This is a genomic window from Candidatus Rhabdochlamydia sp. W815, from assembly GCF_018642185.1.
GTDB classification, from domain to species: Bacteria; Chlamydiota; Chlamydiia; order Chlamydiales; family Rhabdochlamydiaceae; genus Rhabdochlamydia; species Rhabdochlamydia oedothoracis.
Window position 1 is genome coordinate 13,221 of the sequence record NZ_JAAVTY010000003.1, and the last position, 25,834, is coordinate 39,054.

At 35.8% G+C, this 25,834-nt stretch carries 24 protein-coding genes and 3 pseudogenes; 11 read left to right on the forward strand and 16 right to left on the reverse strand.

Annotated elements, in window-relative coordinates; translation table 11 throughout:
• The first annotated feature begins 6 nt into the window (after positions 1-6).
• Positions 7-636 carry a MarC family protein gene (locus tag RHOW815_RS00645; protein WP_215216451.1) on the forward strand — a complete coding sequence of 210 codons (630 nt, stop codon included), beginning with the start codon at positions 7-9 and terminating at the stop codon, positions 634-636.
• On the opposite strand, the gene RHOW815_RS00650 is transcribed toward RHOW815_RS00645, so the two are convergent.
• Positions 619-1,509 (reverse strand): hypothetical protein, encoded by an 891-nt coding sequence (locus RHOW815_RS00650; protein WP_215216452.1) that lies wholly within the window; start codon positions 1,507-1,509, stop codon positions 619-621. The two genes, RHOW815_RS00645 and RHOW815_RS00650, sit on opposite strands and share 18 nt — an antisense overlap.
• A 4-nt stretch (positions 1,510-1,513) precedes the next feature.
• Entirely contained in the window at positions 1,514-2,338 is an 825-nt protein-coding gene (locus RHOW815_RS00655) for a hypothetical protein (RefSeq protein WP_215216453.1), read from the reverse strand.
• 206 nt (positions 2,339-2,544) lie between these two features.
• On the opposite strand from RHOW815_RS00655, the gene RHOW815_RS00660 reads away from it, so the two are divergent.
• Complete coding sequence (locus RHOW815_RS00660) at positions 2,545-3,528, forward strand: inorganic phosphate transporter (RefSeq protein WP_215216454.1); 984 nt, start codon at positions 2,545-2,547, stop codon at positions 3,526-3,528.
• Positions 3,529-3,699: 171 nt separating this feature from the next.
• Here RHOW815_RS00660 and RHOW815_RS00665 read toward each other — a convergent pair whose 3' ends face one another.
• Positions 3,700-3,966, reverse strand: coding sequence for a hypothetical protein (locus RHOW815_RS00665; RefSeq protein WP_215216455.1), 267 nt, complete (start codon positions 3,964-3,966; stop codon positions 3,700-3,702).
• A 336-nt stretch (positions 3,967-4,302) separates the two neighbouring features.
• Here RHOW815_RS00665 and RHOW815_RS00670 point away from each other — a divergent pair, with 336 nt between their 5' ends.
• Positions 4,303-6,351: a hypothetical protein gene (locus RHOW815_RS00670; protein WP_215216456.1), complete on the forward strand. Its 2,049-nt coding sequence runs from the start codon at positions 4,303-4,305 to the stop codon at positions 6,349-6,351.
• Here RHOW815_RS00670 and RHOW815_RS00675 read toward each other — a convergent pair.
• The 10 genes from RHOW815_RS00675 to RHOW815_RS00720 all read right to left on the reverse strand — a co-directional run bounded on the left by RHOW815_RS00675 (position 6,348) and on the right by RHOW815_RS00720 (position 17,587).
• Entirely contained in the window at positions 6,348-6,920 is a 573-nt protein-coding gene (locus RHOW815_RS00675) for a YqgE/AlgH family protein (RefSeq protein ID WP_215216457.1), read from the reverse strand. The two genes, RHOW815_RS00670 and RHOW815_RS00675, sit on opposite strands and share 4 nt — an antisense overlap.
• A 9-nt stretch (positions 6,921-6,929) precedes the next feature.
• Entirely contained in the window at positions 6,930-8,126 is a 1,197-nt protein-coding gene (locus RHOW815_RS00680) for an MlaD family protein (RefSeq protein WP_215216458.1), read from the reverse strand.
• A complete protein-coding gene (locus RHOW815_RS00685) occupies positions 8,119-8,859 on the reverse strand; it encodes an ABC transporter ATP-binding protein (RefSeq protein WP_245397577.1) in 741 nt (246 codons plus the stop codon). Before RHOW815_RS00685 ends, RHOW815_RS00680 begins: the two co-directional genes overlap by 8 nt.
• Before the next feature lie 38 nt (positions 8,860-8,897).
• Positions 8,898-9,674, reverse strand: coding sequence for an MlaE family ABC transporter permease (locus RHOW815_RS00690; RefSeq protein WP_245397578.1), 777 nt, complete (start codon positions 9,672-9,674; stop codon positions 8,898-8,900).
• A 179-nt stretch (positions 9,675-9,853) separates the two neighbouring features.
• Positions 9,854-10,330: a hypothetical protein gene (locus RHOW815_RS00695; RefSeq protein ID WP_215216460.1), complete on the reverse strand. Its 477-nt coding sequence runs from the start codon at positions 10,328-10,330 to the stop codon at positions 9,854-9,856.
• Positions 10,331-10,368: 38 nt separating this feature from the next.
• The gene (locus tag RHOW815_RS00700; RefSeq protein ID WP_215216461.1) at positions 10,369-11,043 is read right to left on the reverse strand and encodes a hypothetical protein; all 675 of its coding nucleotides are present in this window, start codon (positions 11,041-11,043) and stop codon (positions 10,369-10,371) included.
• Positions 11,044-11,475, reverse strand: a complete 432-nt coding sequence (locus RHOW815_RS00705) for a hypothetical protein (protein ID WP_215216462.1) — start codon at positions 11,473-11,475, stop codon at positions 11,044-11,046. It lies immediately after the preceding gene.
• 4 nt (positions 11,476-11,479) lie between these two features.
• A complete protein-coding gene (locus tag RHOW815_RS00710) occupies positions 11,480-12,112 on the reverse strand; it encodes a hypothetical protein (RefSeq protein WP_215216463.1) in 633 nt (210 codons plus the stop codon).
• 179 nt (positions 12,113-12,291) lie between these two features.
• Positions 12,292-15,822, reverse strand: a complete 3,531-nt coding sequence (locus RHOW815_RS00715; protein ID WP_215216464.1) for a translocation/assembly module TamB domain-containing protein — start codon at positions 15,820-15,822, stop codon at positions 12,292-12,294.
• A gap of 7 nt (positions 15,823-15,829) precedes the next feature.
• Positions 15,830-17,587 (reverse strand): autotransporter assembly complex protein TamA, encoded by a 1,758-nt coding sequence (locus tag RHOW815_RS00720; RefSeq protein ID WP_215216465.1) that lies wholly within the window; start codon positions 17,585-17,587, stop codon positions 15,830-15,832.
• A gap of 106 nt (positions 17,588-17,693) precedes the next feature.
• Between RHOW815_RS00720 and hemL the strand changes: the two genes are divergently transcribed.
• A complete protein-coding gene (gene hemL / locus RHOW815_RS00725; RefSeq protein ID WP_215216466.1) occupies positions 17,694-18,980 on the forward strand; it encodes a glutamate-1-semialdehyde 2,1-aminomutase in 1,287 nt (428 codons plus the stop codon).
• A gap of 233 nt (positions 18,981-19,213) precedes the next feature.
• Here hemL and RHOW815_RS00730 read toward each other — a convergent pair.
• Positions 19,214-19,412: pseudogene (locus RHOW815_RS00730) on the reverse strand (IS5/IS1182 family transposase); the annotation flags it as partial.
• 344 nt (positions 19,413-19,756) lie between these two features.
• On the opposite strand from RHOW815_RS00730, the gene RHOW815_RS00735 reads away from it, so the two are divergent.
• From RHOW815_RS00735 to RHOW815_RS00750, 4 genes are all read left to right on the forward strand, one after another.
• Entirely contained in the window at positions 19,757-20,419 is a 663-nt protein-coding gene (locus RHOW815_RS00735; RefSeq protein WP_215216467.1) for a hypothetical protein, read from the forward strand.
• 123 nt (positions 20,420-20,542) lie between these two features.
• Positions 20,543-21,010 carry an NfeD family protein gene (locus tag RHOW815_RS00740; RefSeq protein ID WP_215216468.1) on the forward strand — a complete coding sequence of 156 codons (468 nt, stop codon included), beginning with the start codon at positions 20,543-20,545 and terminating at the stop codon, positions 21,008-21,010.
• A complete protein-coding gene (gene floA, locus RHOW815_RS00745) occupies positions 21,003-21,983 on the forward strand; it encodes a flotillin-like protein FloA (protein ID WP_215216469.1) in 981 nt (326 codons plus the stop codon). The genes RHOW815_RS00740 and floA overlap by 8 nt, the downstream gene beginning before the upstream one ends.
• Entirely contained in the window at positions 21,983-22,255 is a 273-nt protein-coding gene (locus RHOW815_RS00750; RefSeq protein WP_215216470.1) for a hypothetical protein, read from the forward strand. The genes floA and RHOW815_RS00750 overlap by 1 nt, the downstream gene beginning before the upstream one ends.
• Here RHOW815_RS00750 and RHOW815_RS00755 read toward each other — a convergent pair.
• The gene (locus RHOW815_RS00755) at positions 22,252-22,659 is read right to left on the reverse strand and encodes a flagellar biosynthetic protein FliO (protein ID WP_215216471.1); all 408 of its coding nucleotides are present in this window, start codon (positions 22,657-22,659) and stop codon (positions 22,252-22,254) included. The genes RHOW815_RS00750 and RHOW815_RS00755 overlap by 4 nt on opposite strands.
• Positions 22,660-22,738: 79 nt before the next feature.
• Here RHOW815_RS00755 and RHOW815_RS00760 point away from each other — a divergent pair, with 79 nt between their 5' ends.
• A complete protein-coding gene (locus tag RHOW815_RS00760) occupies positions 22,739-23,590 on the forward strand; it encodes an HAD-IIB family hydrolase (protein ID WP_215216472.1) in 852 nt (283 codons plus the stop codon).
• Here RHOW815_RS00760 and RHOW815_RS00765 read toward each other — a convergent pair.
• Complete coding sequence (locus RHOW815_RS00765; protein ID WP_215216473.1) at positions 23,571-24,485, reverse strand: enoyl-[acyl-carrier-protein] reductase; 915 nt, start codon at positions 24,483-24,485, stop codon at positions 23,571-23,573. The genes RHOW815_RS00760 and RHOW815_RS00765 overlap by 20 nt on opposite strands.
• A gap of 449 nt (positions 24,486-24,934) precedes the next feature.
• Between RHOW815_RS00765 and RHOW815_RS00770 the strand changes: the two are divergent.
• Positions 24,935-25,556 (forward strand): annotated as a pseudogene (locus RHOW815_RS00770) (integrase core domain-containing protein); the annotation flags it as partial.
• Between the two features lie 166 nt (positions 25,557-25,722).
• Positions 25,723-25,834, forward strand: a pseudogene (locus RHOW815_RS00775) (IS5/IS1182 family transposase); the annotation flags it as partial.

Consider the following 25,834-nt stretch of genomic DNA (forward strand, 5'->3'; position numbering starts at 1 on the left):
AGGATTATGAACTTTACACAGATTGTTAACTATTTTATTTCTTTACTTGTCATCTGTAGTCCTTTTGCAGCTCTTCCTGCTTTGTTAAATTTGACGCAAGGAATGACATTAAAGGAAAAAAAAAATACAGGTCTAATTGCCGCTTTAGCAGTGGGGATAATTCTTATTTCCATAACTTGGATTGGGAGCTCTTTTTTAAGTTTTTTAGGAATTACTATACCTGCTTTTCAAATAACAGGTGGAATAGTGGTATTTTTGTTGGCTTTTTCTATGCTAAACGCACAGGTTAGCCGTATGAAGCAAACTATAGAAGATCAAAAAGAAGCGCAAAAAAAAGATTCAGTGGCTATTGTGCCTTTAGCTATTCCTATTACAGCAGGCCCCGGAGCTATCAGCACGGTAATTATAGCTAATGCTACTCATCCAGGCGTGACCAACCAGGTATACATGACGATCTGTGCAGCTTTAGTGGCTTTAGTGATAGGAGTTACCTTATATTTTGCTGGAAATATTGAGAAATTTTTAGGACAAACAGGCATTAATATTTTTAATCGAGTTGCTGGACTAATTTTAGCGGCAATGGCTATACAAATGCTGGCACAAGGAGCCATAGGTCTTTTAACAATCTTTTGGTAAACGCTGGTTTAAATAAACCGCAAGAGAGGGGTGGTGTATATTTAACCATTCCTGCAAAGGGGTAATTATTCTTTTGATTTCTTGATGTATGATCTTAGGATTTCTTTGATTAGAATCCCGGCAGAGACGCCCTAAATCAATCTGCATAGCTTGAGAGCCTACCAACCCAAGATTTTTATTGATTTTAGGATCTAAATCAAGAATGCCTTTTTTGCCCCTTTGTATAAAAAACTCGATTAAATTATCAATGACCACCTGAGCTCCTTTTTCTCCTTCTGTCTGAATGATCTGAGAAAGGCCTGGATAAATAAGTGAGGCTTTTTTTTGTACAATGCACACAACTTGATCTAAGAAAACCCAGTGGGCCATACCTATTTTATCGATTACTGTGACATAGCGGCTTAGGGGATAATTTTTTTGCAGCCTAGCAAAGATTAATCCACTTTCTTTAGAGAGATCTTCGCAAGCGATTTGATAGCTTTTACATTCTTTTTCAATCCGTTTTCTTAAACGTAATAGTTTTTTAAGGTATTGTTTTTGGAAACAAGGAAGCATAGAAAGCAGCTTTAGAGAAAAAGAAGGGTTAATTTTTCTAAATTTTAAAAATTTAATAACGTAATTTTTGTCTTTTGAGATAAAGGCATATGCTTGTCCTCCTTTTTCTAAGAAATAGAAAGGCTGGTCTAAGCAAGAGAGATCTGCATTTTGAAATAAAGCATCTATCTTCCATTCTTCTGTATCTGGGATAGAGCCTTGAATTTTTTCTACGCGAAAACCAGAGGTTTGATTATCGCAAAATGTTTTAATCAGAAAAAAACAGAAAGTAATAAGCCCCATGTTTAATAGCATTTCGCTTAATTTTAGTAATTTCATCCATTTATTGAATGTTAAATCTGCGCTCGACATTATTAAATATTCCAGGAACTAATTGATTGTTAGAATCTAAAAGCTGTAATCGAATATGATGAGCTCCTCTCTTAAGACCATATATATAATAAGGTTGCCACGAGGTAAGGATCTCTTTTGTAGCGTGATCGATTTCTACAGATACTTTATAGCCATCTCGGGATAGCTGGCAGTTGGTAATATAGAAGTCTAGTAAAATGGGTTGTGGATTACAGCCTTGTTGGCCACAACCTTGCTGAAAATACGTTCCTTGAGGTTCATTGTAAGTTAAGTAGGGTTTACATAAATCTACAAAAAAGCGCTGGTCGTGGTTTTGATGGTAAAAGGTTCTTACTGCAAAGCAACCTTTATCTTTTAGGCTTTCTTTAAAGGAACGAGCAGGAAAAACACGCATAACATGCATGCCAGGACGAAGCGCAAAAGGTATATCGAATAAAGCAATTTCATTGCTATTTTCATCAATTCCTCTCCATGCGTCCATATCCGATTCAGTAATGGTAAAATAAGGTTGATTATCAATGATCATATGGAGGGTTTGTCCTTTTGGATCATTGAAAATCTCTTTTTTGCGTGGAAATTCACTATCTACTCCCAGAGCAAGTCCTGTAATGCGAATTTGTCCTCTACTATCAGAACGACATAGCTTCTTTTCTGAAGGATAAATCACTTTTAAATTTACATGATCGGGTTCTGGAGTGGCAGACACAGGTACAATTCGCATAGAGGATTCAGAACAAAGATCTAAAGAAGAGCAAAGGGCTAAAGCAAATACAGTAGATATAAATAGTCTTTTCATATATCCCTCTTAAATTATAGGTTATAATTAATTTTTTTGTATATAAATGTCTAGATTATAACAAGGTCAAAATTGTTATATAGTAGTGCCAATTCAAACGGCTAGCTTAATGGGATTCAAGTCAAAGACTTGAAACTTGTCGTTAATCCTATATTTTTCTATACGATTGAATCGGAACCACTATATATTTAAGAATTGGGATTGATATGGATTTTGTTCTTGTTATTTGCATTGTAATTTTGGGGCTTATTTTTGATTATACCAATGGTTTTCACGATGCAGCAAATGTAGTCTCTACTGTCATAGCAACCCGTGTATTAACACCACTTGTAGCCATTTGTATGGCCTCGGCATTAAATGTGGTAGGAGCGACGCAAATTAGTGGTGTTGCTCAGACGATTGCATCTGGATTAGTAGATCCAAATTATACCTCTTCTATCACAATCATTGCTGCTTTATTAGGAGCCATCATTTGGAATGTTTTAACTTGGTTTTTAGGGATCCCCAGTAGTTCTTCTTATGCTTTGATCGGAGGTTTAATCGGCGCTGTCTGGGCACAAACCGGAGTACAAGCTATTTATTGGTATCCCTTAATAAAAAAGGTAATCATTCCGATGGTTCTTTCACCTTTAATTGGTTGCTTGTTTAGTTTTTCTTTTCTAAAGATATTACAATTTTTCCTAAAGCGTTTCGATAAATTTACTCGTTTATTTGCTTGCTTACAAATTGCTTCTTCTGCTCTTGTGGCTTTAGCTCATGGTTTAAATGATGCACAAAAAAGCATGGGAATCATTACCCTTGGACTTTTTAGTGCAGGCGTTATTTCCACAAATACTATCCCTCTTTGGGTGATTTTATCTTGTGCTTTGGTTATTGGGATTGGAACTGCCTCTGGAGGTTTTAGGATTATTCATACAGTAGGGTTTCGGATTACAAACCTTAAGTCTTATCAAGGATTTGCAGCAGAAAGCAGCTCTTCTTTCATTATTTTATTTGCTAGTTTTTTAGGAATGCCCATTAGTTCAACGCAGATGATTGTAGGTAGTATAACAGGAGTTGGTTTAGCAAAAGAGAAGCCTAGCGTGGAGTGGAAAACAGCCCGCAGGCTTGTTTTAACATGGGTTCTAACTCTGCCGCTTGCCGCTGGTTTTTCCTATCTGATTTTTATGTTATTTAAAGTTTTTATTTAAAAAAAGTAATAAGAATCGACCTCTTCATTTTTTTTAGGTCTTATAATACTCCAATGCAAATGAATACCATCTGATTTAAGATACATTTTTCCTATGTAAGTATCTCTTCCACATATATGAGGCTGTAAAGAGGTTAGCAGGTGATTGCTCAATCGATCCCATGATGGGCTTTTACGCGCTTTTTTTACGTTTCATCTGCTCTTCAAGAATCGCATCTTCGAGCTTTTTACCCGTTGCTAACCAAAACATACGCTCTTCAAGTTTATTTACTCTAGCATCAAGGCGCTCTTCGAGCTTATCCATTCTAGTTTCTAATCTATCGATGTGGTTATTGATGTCTACTTTGATTTCCGCTTTAAAGTTTTGTAAGAAGCCATAAATAACACCAATAACGGTTGCAGTAGCAGCTAACGATGTTAGAATCATGGATAGATCCATTTGATTTACCTTTAATTTTATGCTTAAGATTCCAATTAAGTACTTCAAGATAGGATGATTCCTGCTTTTAAGTGTAGCAGATTAAAATCTAAGAATGCAAGCTGATGTTAAATCTGAGACACTTATCAAAAGCAATTTCTTAGAAGTTAAAACCAAAGCCCTCTTATCTTGAACAGTTAGCACTAAGTCTTCCATTCTTAAGCATTTATTTATAATAAATAGATATTTTTGAAATTAAATTATTATTAAAATGATATATTTTATACTAATTGAATTATAATTGGATTATTATTAATAATAAGGCTATATTTAATAATACTATAAATAGGTGTTTGTATGGCTTCTAAAGCTGTTTCTGAATCTGAATTTATTGAAGCGGTAAATTATTTATCGCATCTTATTGAATTAAAGCCTTTTGAAAAAGAAGCTGCAATGAAACATGGTTTTAACGAACAAGATGATTTGTTAAAAAGAGAAAAGGTTCAGCAAATTTTCCGTACGATTTTAAATTATTTACGAAAAGTATATGAATCAGACCGAGAGTATTTCCATCCTCAGCAAATGGAAAAATCGGTTTATGCTGTTATGGCTCTAGCAGATGAAGCTGTGAAAAAATGGGATAGATATACTTTGCTTTTTAAGAAAACACAAGACAGGGAAAGCGTACAGCTTTTAAAAGAATACCGAGATCTAAAGCAGTTTTTTAAATCAAAGATCGTTCGTTTTAATAAAAAAGCTCTAGAAGTAGGGGTAGAGGAGCAGCGCATTACAAATAATGGTTTCTTAATCAAGGATTTAGAAACCATACGCTCAGATGTTGATTATGAGCTATTATTGCTACGTAAAGAAGAGGGGGGGTATTTTGCACCTTCTGCTTTATTAAGACATATCCTATTAGTAGGACAAAGCGATGAGCTTTTATTGCATTCTGAATATCAAGAACTTGTTTCTCATTTAAAAGCTACAAAAGATCTGCAAGCTCATATGATAGCTCAAAAGATGTTGAAACAGAGCCTATCTTCTATAGATGATTTTTTTAAACAGGTAAAAGAGTTTAAAACAGAAGAGAGTGTGATTTGTATGAGTAAAGCGTTAATTGCTTTAATGCTAGCTGCAAATCCTTATAATTTAATGAGAAATGATGCAGATAAAGTCTGTGAACAATACTTGGTGGATTTTTGTGTATTTTTACGTCAAGCTATCTCTCAGCCAAGATCTGGTCTTTTAACGGCTTTAATCGATCCTTTATATCACAAGCTTTCTTATCTATTATTTAAGCAAGCTTGCAATTATGAAAAAGCTCTTGAGTTAATTGGGCGGTTGATTGTTATGGGGCATAGTAGAAATGAACTGCTTTCAGCGCAAAGAATTCAATTGGATAGTGTAATTCTTTATCAAGATATAGCCATTCGTGCAGCTCTTAAAGCCTATCCAAGCGGTCCCTTAATGCAGGCTTTAGCTCTGGTAAGAGAACAACGCTTAGGACAGGGCTTAGATCTATGTACTCAAAAGAATTGGCCAATACAAATCTATACAATTCTAATGGAACAATTGAAGATTAGCTGTATGAAAATTGCTTCTATGACAACGCAAACAACTCTAACAGACGTAGAGCTTATTCCTGAATTTATAGGCTTTATGCAGGTTTTAGCAAGCAAAAATCAGAAATATTTAGTGGTTAACTTGCAAAATAGAGCCTCTTGGCAAGAAAAGGCAAGATGTATCTGCTTGGAGAAGTCTCAATACAAGCAAGAATTCTCAGACCACTTAAGTGTCATTACTTTTGATAGGGATAGTAATTTTTATCATCAAAGAGAAGGTAGTTCAAAGGCGAGTGATTTTTTATCAAAATGTGCACAAGAAGTGTTAAGTGGACAGGAATATGGGTTCTACTTTCCTCCGACAATGAATAGCAGTCGATTAACCTTTTTTGTAAATAAAGCTCTTTTATTGATTCACGAGCTCTTTTTTGATGGGAAAGAGGAATTTTCTCATCAAGATAGATTAGATTATATTGAGATTTTTCATTTCTTTTTGTTTTTGTATATAATAGATCAACTAGCACCAGATATTTTGAGCTTTACTTGCAAAGATGGTGTAGATACAAGTTCTACATTTAGTGCAGAGGTTTTTGCTTGGTTACATGTGATGAATCATCCAGAAGGTCTGCCTAAATCAAAAAGAGACTTTTTACTCTACTTACTATATGCCCCTGCAATGACATTAAGAGCGCGTAGCATAGATAAAGATCGCATTCAAAGAATGGCTAGTGCGATGCAGGTCTTTGTTGAAAAGCTCAACCATAATGGATTTGTCATGCAAGAAGCTTTTTCTCAGCTATATCAAATGAGCTTTTTTAAGAAGGCAGGTGTGCAAGAGGGCTAATTTAGGCTTAAATCTTCTGGAATCATGGATAGGGTGGCATATTTGCCACCCATCTCTCTTAAGAGAGTTTGCCAGATCTTTTCTTCTGGCGTATTAAAAATAAACAAAGAGGAAGCAGGATGAATGAACCAATTTCCTCTAATGCACTCTCTTTCTAACTGTCCTGGCCCCCAACCGCAATATCCAAAACATAGGCGAATGGCGGGTCCTTGAGAATTTGCAGAGGCTTCTTGTAAAAATTGCAAATCTCCTCCTAGGTAAATCTCTTCACAAAGATTTAGCGTTTGTTCTGGCAGCTTTTGTGACGAGTGAAGCAGCATCATTTGATTGGGTTGAATGGGTCCTCCTGCGCAAATATGCACATTGTCATTGTGCAGATCGTTTTGATTGAAGATTTCTTCTGGTAAATCTATTTCCAAACGTTTATTTACAATGAGCCCAAACGAACCAATGGAGCTATGTTCACAAAGGATAATCACACTCCGAAAGTAAATGCCAGCATCTATATTGGGACTTGCAATGAGAAAAAATCCCTTATTTAAACGTTTATAAGAAAGAGGATCTGCCATAGGGCTCCTTTATTGTGCTTGTATAAGTTCTTCGTTGTAAAGGCGCAAGTCATTTGTTAGATCTTCTACCTGTCGCATCAATTCCATAAATTCTTCCTGAAATTGGGAATTATCTAAGATGTCTTGTTTTTGAGGATTGTATTTGGCTTTATTGATTAACATGGAAATCCTTGCCATTGCGGTGTTTATCAGATCAATTTCAGTAGCAAAATATTCCTTAAAACCCAGAGGGGTATCTAAAGAGTTCATAAGACAAATGCGTTGAGCTCTTTGCCTTTGCCAGCTTTTATTAGAATTAAATAGAAGGCCGTAATGATTAATATCATTCATCATGGTATCTGCTTTACCCAAGATAGTTGTTAGGCGCCAATACACATCGTCTTGTTTGATTAATTTTCCAAGGGTCCCTGTTCCACACTCAAGATCGTAACTTAAGTGATCAAAGGACTCTGCTGTATTTCTCATATGAGCAATAGCTAATCCTGCATTACCAAAAGAGTTATAGGCATTTAGCTGATCGATGGCATCAGAAATTTGACTTGCTACACAAGAGAAATTATTAAGAGCCGTTTTTGTTTCATCTATGATTTCTTTATCTTGAAATTCCTGCAAAGTGAATTTGGCTTGAGCCATAGCATCTGCAAAGGAATCAGCCGCATTGATGAAAGATTGCTGATTAGCAAAAAACCAGTTGTTAAAAGCATCTGCTTTTTTTTGTAGATCCGCAAAAGCGTCTTTTAATTCTATGAAAGCACTTTCAATTGGATCTACCGAATCTGCGTAAATCGGTTGCCCCGAAATCAGTTTAGGGGTTGTGCCTTTAGGAGGAGCTTTAGGGATAATAGCAATAGATCTTTCTCCTAAAAGTCCTGCTGTTTGAACCATAACTTCATCTGTATCATATACTTTGACTTTGGAGTCGATCTTAAGCACAAGCTGATAGTAGTATAAGCGCTGTAGAAGATCGGATAGAGGCTTTTGCCTGGCATTTTGAATTTCCTCAATGGATGTCACTTCTCCAACGGGCTTACCTGCAAAAAGCACCCGAGTACCTACATTAATGCGATCAATATTAGAAAAACGTATGTATAGAGTTTGTTTACCATCTCCTACGCTAGGTTTTAAGAAGGCAACCATCCAAATAAGAAGAGCACATGCAACAATGACAAAAACACCAATTAACACACTTTTTGTTTGCTCACCCATGGTTTACTCTCTCCCTTAGCTTTCTCGGATCTTGTGAAATGCTGTTGTATAAAGATTTAATTAGAGGGTCATCAATTTCTAGAAATTGATCCCGAGGTGCTATATGTGCGATTTTACCATCTCGAATTAACGCTAGACGATCTCCGATGTATAACGCTGAAAACATATCGTGTGTAACAACAATACTTGTCGCTTTGAGCTCCTGTTGTGTTTTTACAATGAGTTTATTAATTTCCATAGCAATAATAGGATCTAATCCAGTAGTTGGTTCATCATATAAAATAATTTCCGGTCTATAAACAATTAAGCGGGCTAAGGCTGCTCGTTTACGCATACCCCCAGATAATTCAGAAGGCATTTTTTTCTGAGTACCTTTTAATCCTACAAGCTCTAGAGCCTGATCTACTTTAGCTGTAATTTCTTCAGGGGTATATTTTTTTTTAGTTAAGGGGTTTACGTGCTGGCTTAAGTAAAAACCTACGTTTTTTTCTACATTCATAGAGTCAAATAAGGCAGCTCCTTGAAACAACATACCCATATTGGCAACGGCCTTAGATAACTCTTCCTCTTTTAAATCGGTGATACATATCCCATTAACATCCACCATGCCCTTATCTGGTTTTATTAAACCAATTAGGTGTTTGAGTAAAACGCTTTTTCCAATCCCTGAAGGCCCCAAAATGACAAGGGTTTCTCCTTGGTTTACATCTAGATTTAAATCAGAAAAAACCACAAGGTCCTTAAAGCTTTTAGATAAATTGTGCACAGAAATCATAACGAGGTCTCAAAAAGTTCTAAGTGGATTAAATTTAAAACAATAGTCAGAAGAAAATTAACCAATAAAATAGCGCAATAAGTAATAACCACGCTATTAGTTGTATTTTCTCCTACCCCCGCTGCACCACCAGATGTGCGCATTCCCTTAAAACAAGAGATCGTCATAATCAGAGAGCCAAAAACAAAAGCCTTGGTGATTCCAACCACTAAATCAAAATAGGTCACATGAACAGGAATGGGATCTAAATAAGCCATAGGGGGCATATGAAAATAGTAAATAGAGAGCAAATAGCCACCAAAGATTCCCATAAAGATACTAAAAATGGTCAAAAGGGGCATCATAGAGATTACCGCTATCCAACGAGGAGCTATCAGATAACGGTTAGGGTTAACAGCCATAGTCTTTAAAGCATCCACTTGTTCTGTAATACACATGGTTCCTAATTCGGCACACATAGCAGCTCCCACTCTTCCTGTAACCATAAAAGAGGTGAGAACAGGTCCTAGCTCTGTTAACATAGCTTTTGATACCATTAACCCCGTAACAGAAGCTAGACCCTTATCCGATAATTGATAAAAGGATTGCGCCGCTAGTACAAGTCCTGTAGAAAATCCAGTAATTGCTACTACCGGTAAAGAGGCTACCCCAATATCGTACAGCTGTTTCAAAATCAGCGAAAGATTCGGCGGTCTCTTTAGCGTTGCTTTAATCACCGCTAAAATCAAAAGGACATAGTCGCCAACAGAGGAAAACATTGTCAATTTAGGCAAAAGATTTTGCCATCTAGCATTCATAAAAAGTCTATTCTTGAAGTTCAAGAGGTCGATTTTTGCAAGTTTACCCATGAACTGGACTATAAGTAAAAGCGGATTTGGGGTCAAATAAAGATACGATTAAAAGCTGCAAGCAAGAATAGATTGCAGCTTAAGAGGATAGAATTTTAAAATGTTTAATTATACTGTTGTCTTAGGCGTCTTTGAGCCTCTGTTAATACATCTAGATATTCTTGGATGTGCGAGCGAGAAGATTCTTGTTGTAAGTTAGATAAACGAGTTTTCAATTTTTCAATTTTATGCTGTATTTGAGTGATCTTACCTTGTGATAGATGACTGTGCACTTTTTGTGACCCATCAGCAATACTAGGCATTGCACTTACTAGACCTTTTAAAATTTTTAATGAACCAGAAAGCTCAGCATTATTTGTAGCATGATAATCCAGGAATGTATTAAAAAGTGTTGCTATTGCAATAATAGTAGTAGTTAAAACTGTTGTATTAGCTTGGGAGTTGTATTCATTAACTATTAGGCCAACTTGTTCATTTAGCGCGTTTACGGTTTTTTCAGAATGTGCATAATTTTGTTGTTTATTTTCTAAATCTGCAATCTGTGCGGTATGTGATAAATGATTGATTGTGGATAAACTCATAAAATCCTCTATTGTACTTTTTTTAAATATAGCTAATGCTATGAACTCATGTTCTGTAAAACTCTTGAGAGCTCTTTAATATTATCTGTAAAAATATCTTGGTCTCCAATGCTTTTCACCAGAGATCCCTGTCGATATTTTTCAGTATCAATGTCTTGTTTTTTTTTGGTTTCTTCTGCTTTGAGAATAGCTAAGTTGGCTTCTCTAATATTTTTCTGTGAATGTATTGTTGTTTTAATTGTTCCAATTAGAAAAGCATTAAATAGACTTGGCAATGCACTAGGGCAATAGAACAGTGCTATAGGGATTGTAGCTGTAGCTACAGCTGTTATTACATGTGCTACCATCCATTGTTTACAGTTGTATTCTTGTTCTTCTGCACTATTTGTTATTTTAAAATGTTCAAAGGAGAGGGTTTTTATTTTATGAACACTTTCATCTATATGTTTTTCATTGGAATAGCTTACATTTTGTTTAACGTGCTCAATTACTGAGACGAAATTAGCTAATAAAAAAAGATAAGAGCTATTAAGAGAAAAAGAGGGGAGTTGAGGATTAAGAGAGGTATTCTCTTCTTTTTTGATACAGGAGCTTAAAGTGTCTATTTGATGAACTTGGGATAATGTTTTAAATCCTTTGTCCGTTTCTTTTTTTTGTATAGAAAGCGTTGATTGCTTGTCTATAGAAGGCATTTGAGATGAAATAAGAGTCATTTAACTACCATGAATGGATTTAAGTAATTGGATTCTATTTAATAAGGAAGCATCTTTACATAATTGTTCTGCTTTATCAAGATTTTGTAAAGCTTGTTTTTTGTTCTCAATAGAGAGATAACATTCTGCTGCATGAAAATAACCCAAAGGATCTTTTGGATGCAACGAGCAAACCGCCTTCCATGCCTCAATGGCAGTTTCATATTCTTTTAAAAGCTGCTTGCAACTTGCAAGTCCATGCCAAAAACAGTCAATCAAAGGGTCTGCTATAACTAAATGAGCGAATACATAAGAGGCTTTCATATATTCCCCAGAAGAATAAAGAACATGGCCCAATTTATAAGCTTCTTTTTTTTCTTCTATAGGTAAATTTTTAAATCTTTTTAGGTTGATTTTATCGCTTTTTAACAAATCTATTTTATGAAAAATCATAGATTTAAACTTTTCCTAAAATATGTTTCATAAATTGATCGCGTCTTCTTTCCGTTTCATTGCAAGTTTTTAATAATAAAGTTACCTCTTCTGTCATTTGATGGGATTCAGAGACCGTCTGGGATAATTTAGTAGAAGTACTTTTTTCTATGTAAATTAACATGTATTTAATTTTAGAGAACTGAGTAGCATCAAAACTATATACTTGCGGGTCAACATTATTTAGTTTCTCGTCTAAAGATTTTTTCCTATTCTCAAGTTCATATTTATCTTGAGAGGAATTCGCAAGTAACTGTTGAAGTTGGCTCACTTCTTTAAAGTGATCTCTAATATTCTGAAGCTCAGATTCATTAAATTTATTTTGGTGAAAGTCAGCAATCCATTCAGGATTATATATAAATAATTGGTTGAGTTGATCTCGTATTTCTTTATTATTAGAGAAATCTACTTTATTTTTTTCGGGTTTTTCACTAAATATAGAGTTAAGGTTTATTGCAATGTTGAGCACTGCATGTAGTTGATCTACTTCTGTAGATTTTTTTTTAATTCTCTCTTGAACTTGATTTTCTGATTTAGTAATAAGGCTCATAAGCGCTCTTTCGGGATCTAATTGTAGATTAGAAATAACTTCTGCCATATTTTCCTCTTGATTCTTGTAATTAAATGCTGAAAATCTTCATAAATTATTTTAAATTATAATAATCATAATTTGATATTTAAATCGATTGATTAATAAGAAATAAATTTACTCCTCATCAAGTATAGATAGAGGAAAGATTTTTTAGAAGATCTTTTATTTTTTTAAAAGCATAGCCTCTAATAACTTTTGGTCCATTTGAGCGAAAACTTGCCTTCTTGTTCTTCTTGGGTTTCTGCTTGAAACACAAATCCGTAGGGAAGTTCTATTTCCACGATGACATGGCTACTTTTGGTGCTTTGAGAGAGAGTAATCAGGACACCTTTTGTTAGGTATTTGCCGATTTGTAGAGCAACTTCTTCTGTTGAACCAGAAGAGCTAGAGACGAGGTTCAAACGATCCACTCCAATGGTTTTACGAATCGTATCGAGTATGTCAGGACCTGCGCTGCTAGATATGGCCATCAAAGCACTAGCGAGTTTACTGGCTTCTGACTGGGAAATATCGCTGATGTCTTTATCAAATAAGACTCGAGATAAGATAGAGCTAGTTGGGAGTTGAGGGTTGGATTGAAAGGTGAGTTGGGGAGATTGTAATGGGCCTCTTAGTTGCGCGGTGATCACAACATCGGGAAGGGTAAGTTGCCCGCTTAAGCTTAAATAACTGCTAAATTTAGCTGTGTCATTAAATACGATTTGTCCTTCTGTGAGTTTAAATATTTTTCCTGAGAAAAGGTACTCTCCTTTAATCAGTGATAAAGAACCATCGGCGATAAAGTGCGCATTATCTCCTTTGAGCTTTACTTTTCCCTTCCATTCAGAATTGACCCCTTTACCGCGAACAAAAATTTTATCGTTTGCTGTTAGATCAAAATCGAATTTTATCGGAAAAAGGGGTTTAGCATCAAAAGTATAGGAAGTAACAGAAGGGGGGATGTGTATAAATTTAATCGGTAAAAGTGGCAAATCTGTAGAGAGCTTATCGGGGATTTCAATGCTAGCTTCATCTACATAAAGAGCGCCTGTCGCAAGCCCTCCTAAACGATTTCCACTTAAAATGACAGATCCAGTAAATATCGAATCAAAAACAGGAAATTTTAAGAGATGTGTATGTCTTAAAGTGGTTTCAAACAGAAAGGGGAAATGTTGATGGACGTTTAAGAGGATATTTCCTTTTGCGGTAAGAGTGCCTTCTTCTTGATCATGAGCAGTAAAAGAAGTGAGATGTAGTTTATCATTTTCTGCTACAAGCTTTGCTTGAATATCTCTTAAAGAGGTTCCTGTATAGTAATTGTCATAACTGCCTGATTGCCACTCTAAATCCCCTTGCAAACGGGGGGAAAGAAGGGTTTGAGAGAAAAAAAGCCGAGTGGAAATCAGGCCTGTAGCGTAATGAGAGCCTAGTTGTACAAAATCAAAGAGGTTTTCTAATTTTCCTTCCGCAATGATCTCAGCTGAAAAAAGAGTATTTTCATCGATTTGTACTCCAAAAGGAAAGAAGCTGTATTCGATAGGGATAAAGCCTGAAAAATCGATCATTTCCGCTTCTTTTGTGCGCACTTCTACAAAAAATTGTACTCTCTTTTGATGTAAACGCGCTTGCAGGGATCCTTTAGCTAGGATAGGTGTATCTTCATCCTCTTGCAATAAGCGTGCTGTTTCAATGACTATGTTACAAGCTCCTTCTGCGTTTTCCAAATTAGCATCAACAGAGCTTTGCATGGAAAGATTTCCTCTTAAAGAAAGATTACGAGTAATGGGTCGAACAAATTCTAAGGGAAAATGGGCTATATCGCATTTACCTAGCAAGTGGGTTTCACTGATTTCACCAGTTGCATAGAAATCTCCTTCACCAACCGATAGAGAAAAAGGGGAAAGGGTATAAAGAGAAGGTTGTATTTCTAATTCAAAGGGATAGTGCAATACAAAAGGAATATTGAGCAATTGTCCTTTTGCAGAAGTGCATTCAAAGGCAAGGAAATTGGGCTCAAATCGATAAGATCCTTGTATTTCGCAGAAAAATTCTCCTTCTATATCACCGGTTGCTTCTAAACTAAAAGGCCAAACATGATCTTCAGAACGAGTTTTGATTTCTAAAATATCAACGGTGCCTAATGAGGTACGTCCTTGATGTGCAATTAGGTGCATATTGCCTTGCATGTTTGCAAAAGGATCATATAGCTGGGCGCTATACAGAAGCTCATTTGCATAGTGATTTTGAAAACGGAAGCGATTTAAAGAACCTGAAATAGTGGCTATTTGCGCTTGGTCTATTTGTGATAACGTGCATTCTAATGCGCAACTTCCATCTAAATCATAGGAGGTAAAAAAGGGAAGTCGAGAGAGTTGATTCACATTTGCAAAAATAGACCCTTCCAAAATATTTCTAGTTAGATCCCAGCTACAAAAACCTTCCATTTTTGCAGAAGCTCCTGTAAAAATGGCTTTATCGATAAAAAGTTCTTGAGAAGGAATATATTCTAAAGATGCTTCTGCTCTAAAAGGCAACTCTTCTATTTGTAGAAAAAGATCTGTATCTGCAAAAAAAATTCCTTGGTGTCTTTTTCCTTGAATAGATCCTTTTAAATTAGCTAATTCCACCTTATTAAACGATCCTTCAGGTACTATGTATTTAGCTTGAAAAACACCAGAATCAAAAGCAGCATGTGCTTGCAAAGATCCTTCCACTGGATATTTACAATAAGAGCTAAATAACGATAAATCCTGAGAGTTCAGATCGAATTTAAACCAAGAGGTGTCTACGGTAGGATGCACAATTGCCTCGCCACGGATCTCCATAGGAGGGCTATAGATATGTAGGTTATAAATAGAGAGAGTATCAAATTTAGGGATAGAAAAAGAACAAGCGCATTTCCAATTCCATTGAAATGGTTCAAAGCATTTTTCTACTGGCGGAGTTTGTGACAAAAGATGCGCTTTTAAAAATCCTTGAACAGGTAAAGTACTTGGAAGAGTATCATATAAAAGAGAAGCCCAACTCGACCAGAGTCCCTTTAAGGAAATTTCGCTTAAAAGCTCTTGTTCAAAGACGGGACTCTGGATTTTTATATATGCATTGATCTGGTTGCGTTTCTTATTACCAGCAAAAGTCAAATGGAGGATTTCTTTGTTGTTTAATTTAGAAAGCACAAATGCATCAAAAAAAAACCTTCGTGTATTTTTAAGCATTCCTTGTGCTTGGATCACTAAATGCAGGGGATATAAAGAGGGACAAAAAAAATCGGAAACATAGGCGTGTTTAACGCGAATAGGTATAGGGAACGAGAACTTGTCTAAAGCTTTACGTACATGTATTCTTGTCTCATCGATAGATAAGCTAGCAGTAGGTGGGGGAACCCCCTCTATGAAAGTACATTCCACTTGCTCTATATGCAAATAATCAATCACAAGCTGCCCTCTGATAAGAGGAGTAATAGCAAAACGCAACTTGATTGCTTGTAAATTCCAAGATTCGTAAGATTTGGTAAATAGAGTTGCTTGGTCAACTTGCCAGCTAAAAGGTAATGTTCCGCTTAGGCCTTTTAATCTGATTTCTAGCCCCATTTCATCTAATAGATGGGTGATTTTTTTTTGAATGATTTCTTGAACCCACTTTGTTTGGATCAATGCAAAAAATAAGCAAACCAAAAAGATCAATAAAAAAAGCAACCTAATTATCCAATGCAGCGGGGAAAGAAGTAATTTAAGCATAATTTCTCTAAAATGTTTGACCAATACTTACTAAGATCTTATATACAGAATCTATGTGTTTTCGGCGATCTAAAGGAAAAGCCACATCTAAACGAAAGGGGCCTACAAAAGTAAAATAGCGAAATCCAAGTCCAATAGATTTAAACCATTTTCCGTGCAAGCTCAAGTGTTCAAAGGTTTGTACATTACCTAAATCTAAAAAGGGGACTAATCCAATGGATTTAGTGATTTGAAAACGAAGTTCAAAGTTCAAATAAATAGCAGCTCTACCACCGATGGGTTTTCTGTCTTTAAGAGGACTAACAGTGCGGTAGCGGTATCCTCTTAAATCTTCATCTGTTCCACCCAAAACCCTTTTAGGCACAGGAACCTCAGATAGATTATGGCTTAAGATCGAGCCAACTTTTATTTTTTGTGCAAAAACTACTTTATTTTTTTTATCTAGTGGCCAATAAGTGCTTTCGCTAATCTGTTGGTACAAATATTTTTCATTTGTGTCTTTCATGTTAAATGTAGGAACTGCAACATATTCTAAGGTGATTCCTTTTGTGGGATTTAATAAAGAATTAGTTGTAGTATACCTTAAATACAAAAGAAATTCCAATAGCCAAAACTTTCTATTTTCTATGCTTTCTGATACATAAAGCAGTTCTGGACGAATTCCATAAGAAAAGCTTACATGCTCATTAAATTTTCTTTCCATTCTTGCTTGTGCATTATAGGATCTAGAGGAGTAAGCATATAACGAATCCCGTTCTACTTCTGCTTGTGAGATAAAATCTTGGCCTACTTTATAAAAATCAGGATGCCAGTATTTAGCTATCCCCGTTTGGATCATATGGGTAAGATCTCCTTGCAGGCTTAAACGTCTTCCCATGCGAGCGATGTTGCGATTTTCCCATCCAAAAGTAACGCCAGGGCCAAATACTGTTTGATAGCTTAATCCCATGTTGATTGTGCGATGTTTCGCTTCGCTTGTATCGATTTGCATAGGAAGCGAACCATCTGCCTCAATTTTTCCTTTGTACCTGACTAATACGGAACTAAACAATTCAGAATCAATCAACTTACTTTGTGTTTTTTCCACTAAACGGCTGTCATAGATATCTCCTTCTCTCCAGGCCACTTTATTGCGAAAAAATCGGGATTTCACACCAGGTGCACCTGTATTATTAAGAGGTCCAAATAGAGCCAATTGCCCCGTTTTAATGTATAAATCAACGGTTACTTCTTTTGTACTACCGTCAGCGACAATTTCTCTGCTGCTGATTTCAGCTAGGGGAAATCCATGCTCTGCTAACAATCTAAGGGTTTTTAATTCAGCATTTAACACATCACGCGTGTGTATAGGTTTATTCAGTTCAATTCCTAGATGATTTAATCGCATAAAAGCACAAGTGTCTTCTATATCTGTGTCCAAATGAATATCAAAGGTTTTTAATCGATATCTGGCACCGGGGTAGATAAGTATAGAAACCAAATTACGATCCAGAGAAGAATGAATTTGAATGTCTACTTTTGCTTCATAATATCCATAGGAATGCATAACATTCAGGATGGAAGGAACATCTTCTTCTGCGCGGTAGCTCAGGGCATGAATGGAATTAGGAGAGCGTCTTTTTTGCGAGCAGAGTTGAGAAGCGGATTTCACCGCTTTTAAAAGACGAATGTCTTGTATTCCTTCAAATTCCACATTATAACTAATCGCTGCAGAGATAGCTATGGGTAAAAGGCAAAAAAAAGTAGTTAATTTTTTAAGGAACATATTTTAAATTAGCTTAAGCTATGATTTTTCAGGTTAGAGATCGATCTATTTCCGTTGCAACTTTTTAAGCAAAGAATCCCAAAAAATTTAATAAAAAAGGACTTTTATGGTACTCATGCGACCTCATACGAAAAAAATCTATACAGAGCTCTGTCTGGTTACACCAGGCGGCGTAAATTCTCCCGTTCGTTCTTTTCAAGCAGTAGATCTAGTCCCTTTAATTGTTCAAAAGGGAAGCTCTGATCAAATCTGGGATATCGATGGTCATAGCTGGGTTGACTTTTGCATGAGCTGGGGAGCTCTTATTTTAGGCCATGCACCAGCTAATATTGTCTCGGTTGCAACCAAGCAAATCGCTTGTGGATCTAGTTTTGGCATAACAAACATTTATGAAAACCAATTAGCCACAGAGATTATAAATTGTATGCCATCTATCCAGAAAATACGTTTTGTCTCGTCTGGAACAGAATCTGTCATGAGTGCGATTCGTTTAGCAAGAGGCTATACAGGCCGAAATAAAATCATTAAATTTAACGGTCATTATCATGGCCATAGCGATGCATTGCTTGTCCAAGCTGGATCAGGTGTTCTACACATGCCCTCCTCCTCTTCTTTAGGTGTTCCTAATGAAGTCATTTCTCATACCATTTCTCTTCCTTTTAACGATATAAAGACCGCTCGTTGTTTTCTGCAAAAAACTGCAGATATTGCTGCTGTGATCATTGAACCCATAGCGGCTAATATGGGACTTATCCCTGCTAAAGAAGAATTTCTTCTTATGCTAAGAGAAGAAACTCAAAAAAAACAAATCGTACTAATTTTTGATGAAGTAGTCACTGGATTTCGCATAGGGCTCAATGGAGCTCAAGACTATTACGGAATTAAACCAGATCTTACCTGTTTAGGAAAAATCATAGGAGGCGGTTTTCCCGCTGCTGCCTTTGGAGGAAAAAAAGAGATTATGGATTGCTTAAGCCCGCTTGGCTTAGTGTATCAAGCAGGAACTCTTTCAGGTAACCCTGTTGCTATGTGTGCTGGCTTAGAAACGCTGCTTACCTTAAAACAACCTCAAATCTATTCTCATCTTGAAACATTGACAAACGATTTTTTAAGACCTATTAAAGATCTAATCATTAAAAAAAGTTTACCTATTACTCTGCACCATTTAGGTTCGATGTTTAGCTTTTTTTTTGGGATAACCCAAGTAGAAAACCAAGAAGACCTAAAAAACTTAAATACAGATAGATTCAAAGATTTTTTTCAATATCTGTTTCACCGTGGGATCTATTTATCTCCCTCTGCCTATGAGGTGAATTTCTTATCGCTTGGTCACAGCCAAAAAAATCTAAAGAAAACACAAGAAGTAATTTTAGAATATTTAAAAAAATTCTAAATACTTAGACAAGAAATTTATTTGAAATTAGTTATTAGTATGCTACTTTATATTTTTTAAGTTATAAAACCTAAAAGAGGAGGAATTTATGTCTACAATTAGTTTTCGTGAAACCCAAGAAACCCCATATTCTATTTCGAGAGATACGCCCCATATTTAGATAGATTCCCAAAAGATAGGGAGGGGAAGAGATTTCCAAAAAAATACAATAGATCTCTTGCATAACCTGAATTTTAAAGCTCCCAATTATAGTTCCTGCTATAAGATTAAATCTTAGGCAAAAGCGTTTCCGTCGATTTCTATATCGATCTGCTATGATTTTAAAACGCTTAAGCATCCTGATTACATTTTCATTAATTACACGTGCTTTGGCAAGGGATTAATTATTTTTTTATCTTGTTTTGTTAAAGGGTTTTTCTTGTTTTTTCTTTTAGAGTCCGTTTAAAATCTTTTCAAAAGTAGCAGGCTCTTAGAAGAGATACCGAAACTAACAGATGTTTTGAAATGTAGGATTAACCACAAGTTTCAAGTCGTTGACTTGAACCCCATTAAGCTAGCCGCTTGAATCGGCACTACTATAGATCAATTAAAAGGTGGGCTGCGCTTTGTTAAAGTTTGCCAAAAAGCAGACCAAAAAAACTAGATAACACACAGGAGATAATTTACTTAAAAAAACCTTGATTTTTGAAATAAAAGGTTAAAAATTAAATCATAACAGGTTATTATAAGTACTGCTAAGTAGTTATTAATCGGATTATTAAACAAGAGGCGGTTTTATGTCCCATTGTATTGCAAATAAGTTGCCTAGAATAGTTGATGCACCTCTTGCAGAAAGTAGAGTGGAATGCAATGCTGGTGTATACACTATTTTCTTGAATAAAAAGCTAGAAGAAATTGCTTTTAATAGTTATAAATTCCTTTCTTTTTTTGGAAAAAAAAGTATTGCTATCGCTCAAAAGGGTGTTAATGAAGAAAATAGAAAGCTGATGCAGAAAAATGTTATAAAACAAATAGCCGTTGATTTGACTGCTTTTGCATTGAGTTTAAGCTATTGTTCTATGAATTATCTTCCTGCAGGCTTGATTTTTCTTCCTGTGTGGTTCTTAGCCTCTAAGCTTAAAAATTGTGCCAATGAGCAGATACAAACAAAAGAAATAGATACAAGCTTAGTAGAAGATTCCACAATAAAATCAGAAGTATTAAAAGGAGGAATCCTTTTCTATAAAGCTTGGCAAAACGTAAATCAAAAAAAAGATCGAATTTTTTTTACAAGTTCTGGAGAGAGTCGATTCTCTGTTTTTGAGTCAACGCCTGCTTTAGAAGGGCGCATTACTCAGCTTGAAGAAAAATTAAAAAATCTTGGAAAGCAATGGGAGTGCACAGAAACCGATCAAGAAACAATTGAGAAGATAGAAGAACTTTTTTATTCTAATGTTTAACGTTCTGTATAAAAAATAATTCTTAAAAAGAAGGTTTTTTATTCTTGATTAGTATAATATCTTATCTTGTGTTATAAATTCATTACTAAATAACTATCCTGAACTTATTTAAAAGAATAAATTATGTTGATTAGCTTATTTACGATATTGGGACTGATTTTCATTTTCTTCGAATTTTTCCTAATTGGTGCTGTATTTGCCATATTGGGTTCTTTGTTTATTATGCTAAGTCTGGTTTTGTTTTTTCTAAGCAATCCCATTATTTTATCTCTTACCTATTTAGCGGTAACTATTCTTGCTATCATAGGAACATGCAAAGGCGCTCTTTGGTGGATCCAAAGCTCTAAGAGACGAGGAGAGTTTTATTTAAAAGATGATCAGGAAGGGTATAGCGCTTCTTTTTTTGATCAAAATTTAGTGGATAAAGAAGGTGTGGCTATCACTGAATTAAAAACAGCGGGCCATGTATTGATTGAACAAAAACGCTATCAAGCTGTATCAGAGGGTGGATTTATTACAAAAGATGCCTCTATTATCGTTGTAGGTGGAAGAGGTGCATATTTAATTGTAAAGGAGATAACTAATGGATAGTTTTGATTTAGGTGGATTTCTACTTGTTTTCTGTCTGGGAATAGGTATTGTTGGATTGATTGTTTTTTTTATGATCTTCCGCTATGTAGGGTTGTGGTTTCAGGCTTTTGTATCAGGAGCTCCTATTTCTTTATTTAACATTGTTGGAATGAGTTTACGCAAAATCCCTTTACGCATCATGGTAAGTGCTCGCATTACTTCTTATAAAGCTGGATTAAAATCGATTACCGTCTCCGATCTAGAAACCCATTATTTAGCTGGTGGTAACGTATTTAATATCGTTAGAGCCATGATTGCAGCTGATAAAGCAAACATTCCTTTAACCTGGAGACAAGCAACAGCTATTGATTTAGCGGGAAGGGATTTATTAGAAGCGGTAAAGACCTCGGTTAATCCCAAAGTAATCGATTGTCCAGAGCGTGAGCATGGAGAATATATCACAGCTGTTGCTAAAGATGGAATCCAGTTAAAATGTAGAGCGCGAGTTACAGTGCGTACCAATATTCTGCAACTGGTTGGTGGAGCTACAGAGGAAACAATTATTGCCAGAGTAGGAGAGGGGATTGTAAGCGCAATTGGTGAAGCGCCCACGCATGCAGATGTTCTAGGCTCACCTCAACGCATATCCCGTCTTGTACTAGACCGAGGATTGGATGCACAGACCGCTTTTGAGATTTTATCCATTGACATTGCAGACATTAGCGTGGGAGAAAATATCGGTGCTATTTTGCGTACAGATACAGCAAAAGCAGATACAAAGATTGCACAAGCAGAAGCGGAAAAACGTCGCGCTATGGCAGTTGCTATGGAAGGCGAAATGAGGGTTAAATTAGTAGAAGCAGAAGCTCAGATCCCAATGGCCATTGCTCACGCATTTCGCGAAGGGCGTTTAGGGGTTATGGATTATTATCGGTTGAATAATATGCAGGCAGATACGCTGATGCGTAAATCTTTAGCTAAAGAGGAGATTTGATGAGTCAAGATACCATTTTGATACTTCTACTTATTTTAGTAGCCTATATTATTAGTGGCATGCGCAAATCCCATAAGCACGAAATTAAACCCATGCAGCCCCCTAAAATTCCTGCCAGTAGCGCACATGTAAAGCCAACTCCTATCAAACCACAAGAAGCAGTTGTTGCTTGGGAAAAAAAAGATTCTAGCAGTCGGGGTAAAAGGATATTGAACCGGTCCCGTTTAAGGCAATCGATTCTCACAAGTGAGATTTTAGGCAAAAAATACTAATTTTTTTCTAAGCTACTCATATCTTCACTTGCTAAAGTTCTCACTTCTACTTGTGATTCAGAGATAAGCAAGCGCTTATTGTTTATCTCTACTATGTAAAGCATGGTTTTTGGGCTCAATGTTTTTCTTTCTAAAATAGCAAATGCAGAAGAGCTTTCTCCCATTTTTTTAAAATGTCCTGTTTTAAAACGTCGCAGTAGCCATAAAGTCACAAAAAGCAATACAAGCGCTGCAGCAATGGTAATCCACATTCGCGTAAATGAAGTGCTATCTGGGAAGGGCATTAACTCTTTAGAAATAGAGTAGGGGAGATCGTCCTGAGAAGGTGTATTTTCCATTTGAGCAAAAAGAGAAGCACTAGATACACTAAACACAATGAATAGATATTTGATCGAGCAAAGCATGTTACTCCTTTCATGTTGAAGATTTATTCTAGAGATTTTCTTAATTTTCAGGTATGATTTTGTTTTTTGAGGTTCTTTTATGACAGAGCATTGTGGTTGGTTAGCGCTAGATATTGATGGAACTCTAACCAATCAAACACACATTGTGCCAAAAGAAGTGGCTTGTTACTTAAAAGAGCTGCATGCTAAAGGATGGAAAGTATTTATTATCACAGGACGCACACTATCCTTTGCTTCTCTAGCATTAAATCTCTTGGACTTTCCTTTTTATTTAGCGGTTCAAAATGGAGCAGATGTTCTTTATACCCCTAATCGAGAATTGGTTATTCGTCATTATTTAAGCCCTAATATTATTCCTATTTTAGAAGCTTTGTGTTCTAAATGTGCGGAAGATTTTCTTGTTTATGCAGGCTGGGAAAAAGGAGATTTTTGTTATTACCGGCCTCATCTATTTTCTCAGAAAATCCAAACCCATGTAGATATGATGAAACAACTTTCTTTAGAGCCTTGGCAAGCTGTTAAGAGCTTTTCTTTTGCTGATCATTTACGTTTTCCTTTAATTAAATGTTTGGGAACTAAAAAAGAAATGTCTCTTGTATACGATAGTCTAAAAAATGATAAACACGTATCTATTACTTTGATCCGCGATCCTCTTGCTGAAGGTGTGTATTTAAATTTAATCACACATCCAGAAGCGACAAAAGGAAATGCTTTAAAGAATGTAATACAACAAACAGGCAAAGCAGGAAAGGTGATTGCAGCAGGAGATGACTTAAATGATACAAGCATGCTAGAAAGAGCCGATGTCAAGATTGTCATGCACTCAGCGCCTTTAGAAATGCATGATTTGGCAGACATTATTGCCAAACCTTCTTATCAATATGGAATTATTGAAGCTCTGCAAAAAGCGCTTAGCGAACTGCACCCATAGGATGCAGTGCTTGACTATCAACAGCTATTCCCATAGCATGCATTCCATTGTCCACATAAAGAGTGACACCTGTAATACCAGAGGCTAAAGAAGATAAAAGAAAAGCAGAGCTATTGCCTATTTCTTCTGCGGATAAATCTTTAATTAAAGGAGCATTCGCTTGAGAATAAGCAATCATATCATCGATAAACCCAATAGCTCGAGCAGCTCTGCTAGCTAAGGGCCCTGCAGAAATTGCATTAACGCGGATTCCCCACTTTCTTCCTGCCTCCCATGCTAGTGTGCGTGTATCGCTCTCAAGTGCTGCTTTGGCAGAGCTCATCCCACCACCATAACCTGGCACAACACGCTCAGATGCTAAATAGGTTAAAGTCAAAGCTGCGCTATCTGCACTCATAATGGGCCCAAAATACGCAAGCAAGCTGATAAAAGAATAACTAGAAGCGCTCAAAGCTGCTAAATACCCTTTTCTAGATGTTTCTAAAAGAGGTTTTTTCACTTCAGGTGCATTAGCTAACGCATGCACTAAAATATCAATGGTTCCAAAATCATCTGCTACATTAGAAGCTACTTCAGAAATGGTATATCCAGAAGCATCTTGATAGCGTTTATTTAGGCGGATTTCTTCAGGTACATCTTCTGGTTTATCAAAAGACGCATCTAAAGGGTATACTTTTAGATATTGCATAAGGCTCCCATCGGAGAGCATACGGGAAGCATCAAATTTTCCTGCATTCCAAGCAGAGTTGAAAATCTTTAAAAGAGGAGTCCAAGTACCGATGATAATCTCAGCACCTGCTTCAGCAAGCGCTTTAGCAATTGCCCAGCCAAAACCTTGGTCATCTCCAATTCCTGCAATAAAAGCCTTCTTGCCTTTTAGGTTGATCGGAAGCATAAGGAAGTTCCTTTTACGGTTAATTTTTTAACTAAAAAGAAAAGTGTAACAAACTAAGAAAAATTACTCAATCTTTTAAAAAGGAAAAATTGCTCAAAATACTATAAGAAGAGGATTTTAGCTCTTAAAATAGCTTGTAAATATATTTTTCAATTAAAATAATTCAGGAGTTTAATTTTTTTACATTAAATTTTTTTCATAAAAAAACTATAATTTTTTTAAAAATACATGCTTTATTTAAGTTGATTTAAATGCTAAATTATTACTATGCTGAAATAAATTAGAAAAAAGACTTTTCAAACACTAAATTCATTGAAATTTTCTAATGAACTGAGATATAAATTTTGCTCATATGCAACTAAAAGCGAACTTTTTAACAAGAAACCAAAAAGACATCCTCAAGGGTCGTTAATCCTATATTTTTCTATACGATTGAATCGAAACCACTATATATTGATATTGCTGAATTGCGTACCCAAGAAGGAAAACTTTATCTCATTGTAGCTATTGATAGGATCTCCAAATTTGCTTACGTAGAGGCTCATCCTCAAACTAGTAAGGCTCTTGCCGCCCAATTTTTGCGGAATCTCATCCAAATTCTTCCCTATAAAATCCATACTATACGGCATCCAATTTACCCATAGGCAACAAGATTTATATGCTTTTACACACATTTTCGATCGAGTATGTGATGAAAACCAGATAGAGCATCGGTTAATAAAAGTAAACCACCCATGGACAAATGGCCAAGTTGAACGGATGAACAGAACCCTTAAAGAGGCTACCGTGAAAAGATACCGCTACCAAACCCATCAGCAGTTAAAAGAGCATTTATATAATTTTTTAAAAGCCTATAACTTTGCGAAAAGATTGAAAGCTCTAAAGGGATTGATACCATTTGAGCATATTATCAAAAGTTGGCAAAAAAAACCAAAAAGTTTTAGAATTAACCCACTCCATCACACTTTGGGACTAAACATCTTAAAACTTCTAAAGACTTATGATTTTCTTTTAAGATTTTTTCATCTTTTTAGGACGCATCATAAGTCTTTTCCATCCTTCAGCTGTTAAAATTTTCTTAGTGGATTTTTTGACACTTTCCTTAAGGTGTGTGTGTTTTTTTTTTGCTGGCAGAAGGCTGCTTTTTTTTACCAAGGGTTTTTTGAGTCTAAGAGCCTGTTTAAAATCTTTTCATTAAGGTATAATGATAGTTTTCATAAAACCTTTGGAGGTAGTTATGACCCGCTCTCATCCAAGCGATATTTCTCGTAAACAATTTAGCAAAATCCATCTAATACTTGAGTCTACACGCAAAAAAACACGTCCACGAAGAGTTGATCTATATGATA